The sequence below is a fragment of the Prevotella histicola genome, assembly GCF_055385135.1.
Genome location: NZ_AP043793.1, coordinates 1,208,513 through 1,223,637 on the forward strand (window position 1 = coordinate 1,208,513; position 15,125 = coordinate 1,223,637).

Here is a 15,125-nt window from a genome sequence, read left to right on the forward strand (position 1 = left end):
ATAACTCTTTATATGAAGATATTAGTTCTGAACTGCGGTAGTAGTTCCATTAAGTACAAGCTATACGACATGAAGGATGAGTCAGTATTGGCTCAGGGAATCGTTGAACGTATTGGTCTTGATGAAGCTTTCATTAAGGTTAAGCTCAATAATGGTGAGAAAGTACAAATCATGGAAGACCTTCCTACTCACAAAGAAGGCGTAGCATTGGTATTCAAAGTACTCCTCGACCCTAAGATTGGGGCGTTAAAGAGCCTTGATGAGATTGATGCTGTAGGCCATAGAGTGGTCCAAGGTGGTGATCTCTTTGAGAAAAGCTGCATCGTAACAGAGGAAGTTGAGAAGGGAATAGAGAGCCTTATCGACCTTGCACCAGTCCATAATGCTGGTCACCTACGTGGTTTGCGTGCTGTAGATGCACTGATGCCACACACACCACAGGTGGTTGTGTTCGACAATGCCTTCCACAGTACAATGCCAGACTACGCATATCTTTATGCAGTTCCTTATGATTTGTACAAGAAGTATCATGTTCGCCGTTATGGTTTCCACGGAACAAGTCACAGATACGTGTCACATCGCGTATGTGAGATGCTGGGCGTAGACATCAAAACACAGAAGATTATCACCTGTCATATCGGTAACGGTGCTTCAATGGCAGCCATCAAGAATGGCAAGGTCATTGATACTTCTATGGGATTGACCCCATTGGCAGGTCTGATGATGGGCTCACGCTCTGGCGATATAGACCCTTCTGCCGTTACATATCTGATGGAAAAGCTCGGAAAGAAGCCACAGGAGATGGCAGATTTCCTCAATAAAGAGAGCGGAGTGTTGGGTATTACGGGTATTAGCTCGGACATGCGTGACATTGAGAATGCTGATCTCGAGGGTAATGAGCTTGCTCATCTGGCTTTACAGATGTACGCTTACCGCATCAAGAAGTACATTGGCGCCTATGCAGCAGCCATGAATGGTGTTGACATCATCGTCTGGACTGCTGGTGTTGGTGAGAACCAGACTGGTCTGCGTTGGGATGTTTGCGAGGACATGGAGTTCTTTGGCATCAAGCTTGACAAGGAACGCAACAAGGCTCGTGGCGTAGAACAGATCCTTTCAACAGACGATTCAAAGGTAAAGGTTGTGCTTGTACCTACTGATGAAGAGATTGTTATTGCACGCGACACCCAAGATCTCGTCAGAGAACTGAAGAAATAAGAGGTGAAAGTGGTATAGATATAAACAGAACCACACCTAAACAGAATCATAATGGCGCAGGCTTTCCAATAAGCTCTGCGCCTTTTTTTTATTCGATTGACACCTTCCCTGATTACTAAGTGGTAGAAATAAGTAAGCACGACGAACACATTGAAGGACTGAAAGGAGACATTTCCTTATCTAAGAAAAGACTTTACATAAAAGAAAACTATCTGAATCAAAATTCAATCCCTATGCCCTTAAAACTGACTTTGTAACCATAAGATTATCAAATGGTTACAGATAGGCTCGTAAAAGGTGCCCTTTTACGTTGCAAAAGACGCCCTTTTGAGGTGTAAAAGATGCCCTTTTACATTGCAAAAGGGCGTCTTTTACAATGCAAAAAGGCATGTATTGAAATCTAAGAGTAAATTTATTGTACAATAAAGGAATATTTTCCCATTCCCTTATCCTATCAATGCAGAATAGAATACATAAAGTTTTACAGAAGGACAGCTTGTCTATCAGTCCGCAATCATCCCACACCAACAAGCAATCATCCACACTTACAGACCACACAAGACAAAAAAGCGAAAGGTAGTTGTCTCACGACAACTACCTTTCTTTTGACTAAACTTAATCTACAAACCTGAGTTTATTTTTATTTCTAAACGAAATTTACTCTCTGATTTCCTTTGTACTGCACCTTATTCATCTCCTTGTCAGAGAATGAAAGAGACCGTTTTCAAAAGACGTTGCAAAGATAATGGTACTTTTTTAAACCACAAATACTTTTTAGTTAAAATGAGTTTTTGTATGTAAAAACATGCTTTTTCGCCCATAAAACTATAGATTTTATCTTTCTTAAGGCTTACTTTCTCCCTCAATGTACTCTTCCAAGAACATGTGTTCACCGTCAAAAACAGCATAAGTGAACTGCCATATCCAGTCTCCAAGTATCAACATGCGTACCTTACCAGACAGTGTGAGGTCGAGTTCTATATGTCTGTGCCCGTAAATATAGTAATCTATATCCTTATGAGACCGCATATAGTCTTTTGTGTAACGCACAAGATACTCCTTATCCTCGCCCAAATACGGCATCTCCTTACCATCAGCGCGCTTCAGACGGCTCTTTTTTGCCCAGTTAAGTCCCAACTGCATTCCCCACCAAGGATGAAAAAAATTGAGCAATCGCTGACAAACCCGATTATGAAAAACCTTACGTAGGAATTGGAACATCGGATCAGGATCACCTAATCCGTCACCATGTGCAAGATAGAAAACCTTACCGTATATCTCCATCGTTACTGGTTTACGATGCAGGATGACACCACATTCCTCCTCCAAATAGCCATAAGTCCAAAGATCATGGTTACCTGTGAAGAAATGAACTTCCACCCCCATATCCGTCAACTCAGACACCTTACCCAAGAAACGGGTAAAGCCTTTTGGCACAACATACTTGTATTCATCCCAGAAATCGAACATATCACCCAGCAGATACACTGCTGATGCCTTGTGTTTGATACTGTCTAAGAAGCGTACAAGTCTGCGTTCTTGCGTTCTCCGATGAGCTATTGCCAGCGAACCAAGGTGTGCGTCGGAAAGGAAATATACATTTTTCATACTCCGAAGTTCTATTTCATGATAATAATCTACGTCAGTTACTCAAACCCCAGTTCAACTCTTGCCTCTTCAGACATCATACTTTGGTCCCAAGCGGGTTCAAAAACAAGGTTGATATTGGCACTCTTCACACCTTCAACACTCTCCACTTTTGTGCGAACATCCTCAAGAATGAAGTCTGCTGCAGGGCAAGAAGGAGCGGTAAAGGTCATATCCATATCAAGGTTTCCCTTGTCATCAACATCTATTTTATAAATCATTCCGAGGTCATAGATGTTCACGGGGATCTCAGGGTCATATACTGTCTTCAGTACATCGACTATCTTCTCTTCTATTTTTGTTATCTCTTCTTGTGTCATAATGAATACTTTGTTTATAATATGTTGCATGCAAAGATAATAATTAAATACAATTCTAACAATAATTGTGTATAGAAAGGTATACAACTTACTGTTCCCAGGCGCACAAAGCCTACTACTATCGCATGATTACAGCACGAACAGAGCCATCATTCATTACCAATCGCACGATATATGTGCCCTTCTGCAGCGTCACTTGTATCCTATTGGTTGCATCAACATGCTGATTTGCTATCAATATACCGTTTAATGTATAGACAGATACGCTCTTCAGATTGGCTAACTGTACTTCTAAGACACCTCCCGTCCGCTTGATTGCGTCAGAAGGGATAATGCCTTTTATACCATTTGATACTATATCAGCGTCTGAATTATAAGGACCATTAACAACAGAGACATACAATGGGTTGGGAATAGTAGTCGTAAAGTCGACTTCTTCACCTTCCACAGCACCTATCAGAGCCACACGATAACGACGATTGTTGATGATTTGCAAGTTCTTAGCATTGAGCCAGTCACTCGTAACATTACATTCTGCACCACTCCCTGTGATGTTTACCTTCTTTGGTCGCCGCATTAAAGGTATGCGTTTATCGGTCTGTGGGTCTATGAGGTATAGTCTTAAATCACCTTTATATTGTGCTTTATCTGCAAGAAAGGCAAAACAATTCACCCTGAAAGTAGCATTTAAGCCAACGTCTATACCCTCACCAGGCATGCTTGCTTCGTCTCCGTCCTGCACATAAGTAACTATCTGACCAAAGATATTCAGCCCTTTCCCTGCCTCAACATCAATTGTATAGGGTGTCTGTGTGGGGCGATTGAGCACCAAACAAGTATCTTTATTGCCTTCCTCGACGATTGTTACACGTAAAGTATAGCTTCCTGGTGCTGTTGTTAATGGCAGATTAAACGGAATTCTGACCTTTGTCGTAGCAAAAATATCAAAGTCTATAGCTGTCTCTGTCTGTGATGTATAGGCAGTATCCCCCTTACTATTGAGCATTTCCAACTTCACTACACCGTCAAAGGGCTGTGCATCCAATTTACGAATAAGTAATTGGACACTATTTTGCTCACCTATACGCAGCTTCTTATCGAACACTGGAGCAGAGACAAGCTGATAAGTTGGCTCTTTTGACGGCATTTCCAAGAAGGAAACCTTTCCATTCTCAACCTGCATTACCATGCGTGGTGCCTTCTTCATACGTGCCCATGACCCTAAACTACCCTCTTCCAGCTGGCGTACAGCTATTGGTGACAAAGTATAAGTACCATTGGGCAATGCTGAAAGGTCAAGCGTTATGACGACATCCTTATCCATTAAGTTTCCCGGCAACATCTCACCGTTGTTCATCTTGAAGCAATCTTTGGTAAAGATAGCCCTTCCATGATGAGCATAAGGGAAAGTTTTTATCAGTTGGTCAGCCTCATCATAGACTCCAATCCCGACATCTCCAACAAAATTTTCATTACTTTGATTGACGAAATGACCGTATCTCAGATGTAAGTTGTCAGCCAATCGACTTGGAATAGAACCAACAAAAGCCATCTCACCATCAAAGTTAAAACACAGATTTGGTGCTCCGTACGCAATATCCGCATCTATCTTAGGTACTCCAGGCTTGTTAGGATGGATGGCAATAACATGGAGTTTACGGTTGAATCCCAATGAACTGCCACCGAACTCTTTACCTGTTGAAGTGATATTCAGGGCTGCGAGTGAATAAAAACCATCCGCCTGGCCATCCCAACCAAAGTTCATATGGAACAAATCTGCCTTGTCATAGCCATCACAAACCCATGCATGGGCACCATAACCACCCTTTGCCTCACCGGAAATGTAAAGAGGGAAGCCGTTACGAAGCTCCTTTTTAACAAGTTCAACAAAGTGACTTACACCTTCATTGGCCCTCTCCACGAGTGCTGCATCATAATCAAAATGATTGCGGAGAGCCCGTTCTGCCATGTAACTCTGTGCTCCACTCGCCTTAGAAGTGTATTGCATATTGGTTGCAACACCTACATCATACATCAATTTAGCAACAGCATCTTGCTCTTGAGATGATGTCTTGGCATGTGAATAATCATCCACCATGTGCTTCCAGTCGTAGTTTGACTTTGTGAAATCAGCCGATCGAACTGTATGATCGAATGTTACCGTGTAGCTTTCTGTCCCTTTTCCCTGTGCAGGCCACTGATGATAACGCATGATTTGGGCTACTGCCGTAGCCACACAACCCGTCATGTACTGTGTAAACTTACTGTATGGATAGTCCTGACCCCAATGAGTTTTTATCAAAGGTGCCACATAATCGGTTGTAATAGGCTTCGTTTCAGCACGAGTTGTCAGTCTTTTGTCGCTTCTTAACTCATCATAAACATGCTGATAGGCACCAAGTAAATACCTAACTTCTGGGTTCAGATGTTCCAAATCAAGTGAGTTTTCATTGCTATATGCCAGCACTTGTCCCATTTTATCATTGCCTGCAACTATTACAAAGCCTTTTCCACTAACGTCATTGAAGACATAATAAGGCTGCAATACGGCTGAACGCGTCCGTACTGCATCCTCTTTACTGACCTTCACATAGCCCTTCGCTATGTGCAAAGCAGTCTTAAAGTCTATGTTTTCAGCATGGACTCCAACTGTAAAGCACAAGAGAACAAGAACAGAGAGTACCCTGTTTGAAAGTATTCTACCAATAAAAGGATTCATTTTCTTAATCGTTAATTAAAGTAATAAGCTTAAAATATCAGGTTTATAATCAATAACTATCAGGGTGCAAACCGCTTTCTGACCCATCCTTTATACGTATTAATATCTAATATAACCGAGTCTTGAGGAGTAATATCAGCCAGTGGGATACTCGTAAAGACCTTTGTACTATAATATTCTGGCACATTATTCTGATTATGATAGAGCCGGATATAGTACTTTTTGCCCCCTCCAGACTGCTGTTTTACCGAGTCACAGACCACACCTAACGACTGTACAGCGGTTGAATCATCAGTTTTTCCTGTCTTCAATACCAACCCAAGGTTCAGGTAACGATGCCCTTTGCTGACCCAGGCACTCTCAAAAGTGACGGGATCAGTATGCATATGTGCGACATCTGTAGTACGTTTCATTTTCAAAACAGCAACAGGCTGAATGGCAACCACCGCCGTTGCACCTTCTTCCACCTTATTATAATATAGCAAAGCACGATAAGTTGTATCTGCCTTGACCTTCCATTTGGGTCGATAAGCAGGTGTTAAACGAAGAGTTGTACCATCATCTGTCACAGCTTCCACAAAGGCTGATGATGCATTTGTGGACACTTCGGCGAAAGAAGTGTTCAGATAAGACAGGGAAGAGTCACCCGTTTCGTAGAAATCACGTGTACAAGCAACTACCATTAGCAATGCTATAATCGTCACTGCAATGGTAGTTGCTGATTTCATCGTTTTACTATTACGCCCCACAAGACTACTTCTTAAATGTGAGACGGTTCAATAATGATTTGAAACGTCCGTTCTCTGACGATGCTGCGATATAGTTCTTAGCTGGATAAGCATACTGTGTCAGCAGACAAGTGCGCAGGAAATGATCATCACGATTCTCTATATCGATCTTCTCTATCTGCTCATTGATATACTCATCAAACTTCTGATAGTCCTCAGATGTGTAATATTCCTCATACACCTTAGTATCCTGAATCATGTCAAGTGCTACATAATTGCAAGGATAAAGTTCATAATTGCTATGAATCTCACGATCAATATGCGCTGCTATCTCATCAAATAGCTTGTTCTTGGGCTGCTCTGCGTCCACAGTATCAAGCCATTCATCAATGCAAGGAGCACAACGATAGAAGATATGTCCCTTGAATCCCTTGATACCAACAAGCATACTCTCCATGTCATCTTCGGCAGTTTTCTTCCAATATGGGACATCTCGGCGCAGCTGATACTCCCTTGCCTTCAAATAATCACATGGATCATACTCATAAGAGATGGTAAGCGGAACGATATGCAACTGCTTCAGGCGATCGATGATACTACCTTCGCCACCCATAGCCATCATTTTCAGAATGGCAGGTTGCGTGAGATCATTAGAATTTTTAGCACGACCTTGACGCTGAGCTATCCATATATTCTCATTTTTCTCAGCCACTGCGAAGTGTATATATTCAGACATTCGCTTGCTGGCACGTAACATTTCAACGGAATGCAACGCACGTTCAACAGTGAAAGACTTATTGATACGTACCAAATCACGCACCCAATCCTGTGACAACAAGTTGTCTCCAATAGCTATTTCACATGTTGTTGCAAAGCCAACATCAATCAACAGCTTATCAAGAAACGCCGAATCAAGAACAATATCACGATGATTGCTCACGAAAGTATATCTGTTGCGAATGTCAATGTTCACTGCATCCATGCTACAACCTAAGCTCAGAGTCGTTACAAGACGCTGAAGAAAAGGATAGCAGAAAGCCTTTTGGAACTCAAGATTCGTCTTGCAGCCATGCATTTTCTGTGCTATAGCCTCCTTTGGAACATCAGGGTAAAGATATGCCAGAACCTGTTGAAACTGCTTATCAGCAAGGATTCGATCATAGACTGCCGGCAATTCTTCCGGCTCAAACGGACGAATAGGGTCAAACTCTGATGGTATATTCATAATCTTAAATGTTAATTGAATTTCTTTTCTTTGTTTATTTGATGCTGTTCTAACCAGCTATGATAAGGTCTATACCCATTTCTTCTATACGCTTTGCTACGGCATGCGGTATTTTTGCATCTGTAATGATGGTGTCAATATCCTCCATCCCACTGATTTTAGCAAACCCTCGTCTGCCAAACTTACTTGAATCAGCCAACACTATCGTCTTCTGTGCAGCCTGCATCATAGCCCTGTTCAGTTCAGCCTCACGGATATCAGTTGTGGAAATACCAAAATCAACATCAATACCATCCACTCCTAAGAAGAGTTTACTGAACGAACAACCACGTAAAAACTCCATACTATACTGGCCAACTACCGATGCACTACTATGACGAAGCATTCCTCCTAACTGAATAATATCAATGTTTTCATTACCCGAGAGAGACATTGTGGCTTGCAAGGAAGCAGAAACAACGGTCAGTTTACCCTCAGGTTGTATGTTACATGCCAACGCATGAATGGTAGTTCCCGAAGCAAGGATGATGGAATCATTCTTCACAAGCATCTTTACTGCCTCAGAACCGATCAGCTGTTTCTCCTCTGTATTGAGCTTTTCCTTCTCATTTACAGAGCGATTGTTCGTAAAAGGATTGATAAGAATGGCTTTTCCGTGGCTACGATACAACTTACCAGCCTTCTCCAACTCTGTTAAATCCTTACGAATAGTCACTAATGACACATCCAATGACGCTGCCAGGTCGGATACAAGTACAGACTCCTGCGAAAGAAGCTGCTCAAGAATGGCACCTTGCCTATCTTCTTTTGTCATAATCAACGTAGGTTTTCGGCATTTATAGTATATAGTCGCCGCGGGTTACTGCTTAGTACAGTCTTGTACAAAAATAGGTAAAATATATCAAAGATATATCTCTACTGCAAATGTTTAACAGAAGATTAACAATTTCCTGATACAAAAAACAACACACAAAGGATCGTATATATCACTGACTAAAGGACAATAAAAGACGCTTTCAACAATCTTCTGCATGGTGTTTAGCCATCAGCACCACTGGTGCTAACCATCAGCTCCAATGGTGCTAGCCATCAGCTCCAGTGGTGTTGGGCTGCCGCACCAATGGTGCGAGGCTATCGCACACAAGTAAAAAGCTGAAAGGTGCATCATTCTTTATCGTTATAGAAGATACCAGAAAGCACTCATTAACAACCGAAACGATAAAGATCTACTAAACAGAGACAACCTTTCATATAAGTAAAAACAAATAGAAGGGTTACTATAAGAAGTAAAACACATAGCAGAAGACAAACGAAAGCAAAACGAAAGCATATCTATTTCTGAACGAAAGAAAATATATAAAAAACGTTAATCTAATGTTTCTTTTTAGAAATAATCATTATCTTTGCTTCGTAAAGAAATAAACAACCTTTCGATTTATAAAATCTAAGCCGTCTTTCGACTTTCATTATGAAATAAAACAAGCTGCTATTGCAGTTGACAAGGACCTATAACAATGAACAGCAAACAGAACGATAACTATGATGTAATCATCATCGGAGGAGGAATCACCGGTGCTGGCACAGCACGTGACTGTGCTTTACGTGGTTTAAAGGTGTTGCTGGTTGAGAAATTCGACTTCACCAACGGCGCCACAGGCCGCAATCACGGTCTGTTACATAGTGGTGCAAGATACGCTGTGACCGATCCTGAATCGGCAACAGAGTGTATTAAGGAGAATATGGTGCTCCGTCGGATTGCCAAACATTGTATCGAAGAGACCGACGGACTGTTCATTACCTTGCCAGAAGACGACATTAATTACCAGAAGACCTTTGTTGAGGCATGTACAAGGGCTGGTATTTCAGCAAACATCATCTCTCCCGAAGAGGCACTACGCTTGGATCCATCGGTAAATCCCAACCTTCTCGGTGCGGTACGTGTGCCAGATGCATCTATTGACCCTTTCCATTTGACTACTGCTAACGTACTTGATGCTCGCCAACATGGTGCTGATGTACTTACTTACCATGAGGTTGTTGCCATTCTGACCAGCAATGGTAGGGTTGAAGGTGTACGCCTTCGCAATAATCATACGGGGGAAGAAATTGAGAAACATGCCGCATTGGTCATCAATGCTGCTGGCATATGGGGACATGACATTGCAAAGATGGCAGACATAAAGATCAATATGTTCCCTGCCAAAGGAACCCTTCTGGTCTTCGGACACCGTGTCAACAAGATGGTTATCAACCGCTGTCGCAAGCCTGCTAATGCGGATATCCTCGTACCAGACGATGCTGTTTGCGTCATCGGAACAACCAGTGACCGTGTTTCTTATGATACTGTTGACAACCTGAAGATAACATCTGAAGAAGTAGACACGCTTATAAGAGAAGGTGAAAAGCTCGCTCCAAGTCTTGCAACAACACGTATCCTCCGTGCCTATGCAGGTGTTCGTCCGCTCGTTGCAGCCGATAATGACCCTACAGGACGCAGTATCAGCCGTGGGATTGTATGCTTAGACCATGAAAAACGTGACGGACTGGCTGGTATGATTACCATCACTGGAGGTAAAATGATGACCTATCGCCTCATGGCAGAGCAAGCAACCGACCTTGCATGCAAGAAGTTAGGCATTGATAAGGCTTGTGAGACTGCCACAACTCCGCTCCCTGGCACAGCAGGAAAGGACCCTGACAACCCTCATCATACGTATTCAACAGCACACAAAGCAGCTAAAGGCAGACAAGGAAACCGTGTAAAGGAGATTGATGAGCGTACAGAAGATGACCGCGCACTCATTTGTGAGTGCGAAGAGGTAAGCGTTGGCGAAGCAAAATACGCCATTGAAGAGCTACATGTACATGATTTGCTCAACCTGCGACGCCGTACTCGTGTAGGAATGGGTACCTGTCAAGGTGAACTTTGTGCTTGCAGAGCAGCTGGAGTGATGTGTGAGAATGGTGTAAAAGTCGACAAAGCAATGACTGATCTCACCAAATTCATCAACGAAAGATGGAAAGGTATGCGCCCTGTGGCATGGGGAAGTACGTTGGATGAAGCCCAACTCACAACCATTATCTACCAAGGGCTCTGTGGATTAGGTATATAATAATTGCAGAACGACCTGATAAATCAAACTAATCCAGTTGGTTGGACAGAAAAAACAAGAGATTATGAGATACGATACTATCATAATAGGCGGTGGACTCAGTGGACTGACAGCAGGCATTACACTGGCAAAAGCAGGACAGAAGGTCTGCATCGTGTCAGCAGGACAGAGCAGTCTGCACTTCCATTCAGGCTCATTCGACCTCCTGGGGTACGATGCTGACGGCGAAGTTGTTACCCATCCGCTGCAAGCCATTGCTGATTTGAAGGCTGAACACCCATATTCAAAGATTGGAATCAGCAACATAGAGCATCTTGCAAGCCAAGCAAAGACATTACTTTCTGAAGCTGGTATAAGCGTAATGGGGAACTATGAGCAGAACCACTACCGTGTTACACCCTTAGGAACACTGAAACCAGCATGGCTCACCACGGAAGGTTACGCCATGATTGATGGTCCAGAGAGACTCCCATGGAAGAAAGTTGAGTTGCTGAACATACAAGGTTTCATGGACTTTCCCACTCAATTCATTGCAGAAAACCTAAGAATGATGGGCGTTGAATGTCAGATTAAGACCTTTACAACAGACAAATTAAGTACTGCAAGGCAGAGTCCGACAGAGATGAGAGCTACAAATATAGCGAAGGTACTTGCTAATAAAGATGCTCTCAGTAAGGTATCAGAACGTATCAATGCCATCAGTGGCGACCCAGATGCCCTCCTTCTGCCAGCAGTTCTGGGCTTTAGCAATGCCGAAAGCCTTGATGAAATGAAGCAATGGATAAAGAAACCAGTTCAATACATCGCAACTTTGCCTCCATCAGTATCTGGTGTACGCACCACTATCCTGTTAAAACGACTCTTTGCACAGGCAGGTGGAACACTTCTCGTTGGTGATTCTGCTACAACAGGACAATTTTCAGGCAATCATCTCGTTTCTATCACAACCGATCATCTGCCTGATGAGAAACTCTATGCAGATCATTTCATCCTTGCATCAGGCTCTTTCATGAGCCATGGGATAAGAAGTAACTATGCTGGAGTTTATGAACCTGTGTTCAAACTGGACGTTGATGCTGCAAAAAAACGTGACGATTGGAGCGTAACGAATGCCTTTGAAACACAACCTTACATGGAGTTTGGTGTGCATACTGACAAAGATTTCCATGCAACAAAGGATGGAAAGAACATTGAAAACCTATATGCAATAGGTTCAGTATTGAGTGGTCACAACAGTATTAAGCATGCTGACGGAACAGGAGTGTCACTATTAACGGCACTTTATGTGGCAAAAAAGATTACAGGAAAGGGATAAGTCATGGCAGAAGGGATACAACTTAAAAACATAAGTGGCAACAACTTGGAGCAATGTCTCAAGTGTTCAATCTGTACAGCATACTGTCCTGTATCGGCGGTTGAGCCCAAATACCCTGGACCCAAGCACTCTGGACCAGACCAGGAACGCTATAGACTGAAGGATTCGAAGTTCTTTGACGAAGCTCTCAAGATGTGTTTGAACTGTAAACGATGTGAGGTTGCATGTCCATCCGGCGTCCGTATCGCTGATATCATACAAGCTTCACGCATTACATACAGTACTCACCGCCCCATTCCACGTGATATCATGCTCGCAAACACCGACTTTGTGGGGACAATGGCAAACATGGTAGCACCTATTGTCAATGCAACATTGGGGCTGAAGCCCGTGAAAGCCGTCTTACATGGGGTCATGGGAATTGATAAACACCGTACTTTTCCTGCATACAGCAGCCAGAAATTCGAGACATGGTACAAACGAATGGCAGCAAAAAAGCAGGATTCTTATAGCAAACATGTAAGCTATTTCCACGGATGTTACGTCAATTATAACTTTCCACAGTTAGGAAAAGATCTCGTAAAGATCATGAATGCAGTGGGATATGGCGTGCATCTGTTAGAGAAAGAAAAGTGTTGTGGTGTAGCATTGATAGCCAATGGACTTAGTGGACAGGCTCGCCGACAGGGTAAAGTGAACATTCGTTCTATCCGAAAGGCAGCAGAACAAAACAGAATCGTACTGACAACAAGCTCTACATGCACGTTTACCATGCGTGATGAGTACGAACATTTACTCGACATCAAGACTGATGACGTACGTGAAAACATCACTCTGGCAACACGTTTCCTCTATCGTCTGATTGAAAAAGGGGACATAAAACTCGCCTTTCGCAAAGACTTTAAGATGCGAACAGCCTACCATTCAGCCTGTCACATGGAGAAAATGGGATGGATTATATACAGTACTGAACTCTTAAAGATGATACCTGGTCTCGAACTCATCATGCTTGACTCACAATGTTGTGGTATTGCAGGTACTTATGGGTTCAAGAAAGAGAACTACCAACGCTCACAAGAGATCGGGTCAAGGCTCTTCAAGCAGATAAAAGAGTTAAATCCAGACTGCGTAAGCACTGACTGCGAGACCTGCAAATGGCAGATAGAGATGTCAACAGGTTATGAAGTAAAGAATCCGATATCCATTCTTGCCGACGCATTGGATGTAGAAGAGACCATAAAACTCAATCAATAAAGAACCTAAAAGCATAAAACAAGATAAATCTAAAGACTTACCGATATGGAAAAGAAATTCATTCTAGCCCTTGATCAAGGGACAACAAGCTCCAGAGCAATCGTTTTTGACCACAACGGACACATCAAGTCAGTGGCTCAGAAGGAGTTTACTCAGTACTTTCCACAGCCAGGTTGGGTGGAACATAACCCTAATGAGATATGGTCATCACAGGCTTCTGTTATCGCCGAGGCCATATCTGCCATTGACATCAATGGTCTTGACATTGCTGGAATAGGTATAACAAACCAGCGAGAGACAACCATTGTGTGGGACATTGATACTGAAGAGCCTATCTATAATGCCATTGTCTGGCAGGACAGACGTACCTCCGAGTATTGTGACGAGCTGAAAGCACAAGGCTTAACAGAGAAGATTCACAAGAAAACAGGTCTTATCATAGACGCTTATTTCAGTGGAACAAAGATCAAATGGATACTTGATAACGTACCAGGAGCACGCAAACGTGCCGAGATGGGTAAGCTTCGCTTCGGTAATGTGGACTCATGGCTGGTGTGGAGGTTGACACGTGGCGAGATACATGTCACTGATGTAACCAACGCTTCACGTACTATGCTATTCAACATAAAAGACTTGAAGTGGGACGAAGAGCTACTGAAGCTACTTGACATCCCAATGTCAATGATGCCAGAGGTGAAGTCTAGCTCCGAGATATATGGTCATACAAAGACTACTATCTTTGCACATGAGGTGCCAATCTCTGGTATTGCAGGTGACCAACAAGCTGCTTTGTTCGGTCAGATGTGTATTGAACCAGGCTCTATCAAGAACACTTACGGCACAGGATGCTTCGTTATGCTGAACACAGGAAGCAAACCTGTCCTGTCAAAGAATAACCTTCTGACAACCATAGCATGGAAAATAGGAGATAAAATCACCTATGCGCTGGAAGGATCTATCTACGTTGGCGGCTCTGTTGTACAGTGGCTGCGTGACGGATTGGGCTTCATCACTTCATCATCAGAGATAGAAGACCTTGCATCAACAGTCCCTGACAGTGGCGGAGTATACTTTGTTCCAGCGCTAACAGGTCTTGCTGCACCTTATTGGGACCAATATGCACGTGGTACAATCATTGGTATTACCCGAGGAACAACCCGTGCACACATAGCACGAGCAGCTCTTGACGGAATTGCTTTCCAGACTTATGACATTGCACAAGCCATGGCAAAGGATATGGATGCACCACTTAAGGAACTGAAAGTGGATGGTGGAGCATCACGAAACAACCTCTTGATGCAGCATCAGGCAGACCTTTTGGGCATCACCGTGGTACGTCCAAAGATCACAGAGACCACCGCTTTGGGTGCAGCTTACCTTGCTGGACTTGCTGTAGGGTTCTGGAATAACATTGATGAGATAAAGAATCAGTGGCAAGTTGAGCGTACTTTCGAGCCTGTAGCAGACAGTGAGAAGATTGAAGCAGCAAAGGCTGGGTGGGCAGATGCCATCGGCAGAACACTAACTAAGAAATAAACAACAAATAGGTATTGATAAGATGATGATTAAAAACATCGTCTTATCAA

The 15,125-nt window shown here is 43.0% G+C and carries 11 protein-coding genes; 5 read left to right on the forward strand and 6 right to left on the reverse strand.

Annotated features, from left to right (window positions below; translation table 11 throughout):
• The first annotated feature begins 12 nt into the window (after window positions 1–12).
• The gene (locus ACZ48L_RS05040; protein ID WP_036869398.1) at window positions 13–1,218 is read left to right on the forward strand and encodes an acetate kinase; all 1,206 of its coding nucleotides are present in this window, start codon (window positions 13–15) and stop codon (window positions 1,216–1,218) included.
• An 843-nt stretch (window positions 1,219–2,061) separates the two neighbouring features.
• Here the strand turns inward: ACZ48L_RS05040 and ACZ48L_RS05045 are convergent.
• The 6 genes from ACZ48L_RS05045 to ACZ48L_RS05070 all read right to left on the reverse strand — a co-directional run bounded on the left by ACZ48L_RS05045 (window position 2,062) and on the right by ACZ48L_RS05070 (window position 8,671).
• Complete coding sequence (locus ACZ48L_RS05045) at window positions 2,062–2,826, reverse strand: UDP-2,3-diacylglucosamine diphosphatase (RefSeq protein ID WP_025791795.1); 765 nt, start codon at window positions 2,824–2,826, stop codon at window positions 2,062–2,064.
• A 38-nt stretch (window positions 2,827–2,864) separates the two neighbouring features.
• Window positions 2,865–3,185: a metal-sulfur cluster assembly factor gene (locus ACZ48L_RS05050; protein ID WP_025791793.1), complete on the reverse strand. Its 321-nt coding sequence runs from the start codon at window positions 3,183–3,185 to the stop codon at window positions 2,865–2,867.
• A 118-nt stretch (window positions 3,186–3,303) separates the two neighbouring features.
• Window positions 3,304–5,904 (reverse strand): thiol protease/hemagglutinin PrtT, encoded by a 2,601-nt coding sequence (locus ACZ48L_RS05055; protein WP_278567203.1) that lies wholly within the window; start codon window positions 5,902–5,904, stop codon window positions 3,304–3,306.
• Window positions 5,905–5,963: 59 nt separating this feature from the next.
• Window positions 5,964–6,653 (reverse strand): NigD1/NigD2 family lipoprotein, encoded by a 690-nt coding sequence (locus ACZ48L_RS05060; protein ID WP_025791792.1) that lies wholly within the window; start codon window positions 6,651–6,653, stop codon window positions 5,964–5,966.
• Between the two features lie 4 nt (window positions 6,654–6,657).
• Window positions 6,658–7,857, reverse strand: a complete 1,200-nt coding sequence (locus ACZ48L_RS05065) for a hypothetical protein (RefSeq protein ID WP_025791791.1) — start codon at window positions 7,855–7,857, stop codon at window positions 6,658–6,660.
• 49 nt (window positions 7,858–7,906) lie between these two features.
• On the reverse strand, window positions 7,907–8,671 hold the full coding sequence (locus ACZ48L_RS05070) for a DeoR/GlpR family DNA-binding transcription regulator (protein ID WP_008824257.1): 765 nt from the start codon (window positions 8,669–8,671) through the stop codon (window positions 7,907–7,909).
• A 700-nt stretch (window positions 8,672–9,371) separates the two neighbouring features.
• On the opposite strand from ACZ48L_RS05070, the gene glpA reads away from it, so the two are divergent.
• The 4 genes from glpA (at window position 9,372) to glpK (ending at window position 15,075) form a co-directional block, all read left to right on the forward strand.
• Window positions 9,372–10,970, forward strand: a complete 1,599-nt coding sequence (glpA, locus tag ACZ48L_RS05075) for an anaerobic glycerol-3-phosphate dehydrogenase subunit A (protein ID WP_025791789.1) — start codon at window positions 9,372–9,374, stop codon at window positions 10,968–10,970.
• 64 nt (window positions 10,971–11,034) lie between these two features.
• Complete coding sequence (gene glpB, locus ACZ48L_RS05080) at window positions 11,035–12,285, forward strand: glycerol-3-phosphate dehydrogenase subunit GlpB (RefSeq protein ID WP_025791787.1); 1,251 nt, start codon at window positions 11,035–11,037, stop codon at window positions 12,283–12,285.
• A gap of 3 nt (window positions 12,286–12,288) precedes the next feature.
• Window positions 12,289–13,539 carry an anaerobic glycerol-3-phosphate dehydrogenase subunit GlpC gene (glpC, locus tag ACZ48L_RS05085; protein WP_025791786.1) on the forward strand — a complete coding sequence of 417 codons (1,251 nt, stop codon included), beginning with the start codon at window positions 12,289–12,291 and terminating at the stop codon, window positions 13,537–13,539.
• Between the two features lie 45 nt (window positions 13,540–13,584).
• Entirely contained in the window at window positions 13,585–15,075 is a 1,491-nt protein-coding gene (gene glpK / locus ACZ48L_RS05090) for a glycerol kinase GlpK (RefSeq protein WP_025791784.1), read from the forward strand.
• Window positions 15,076–15,125: the final 50 nt, after the last annotated feature.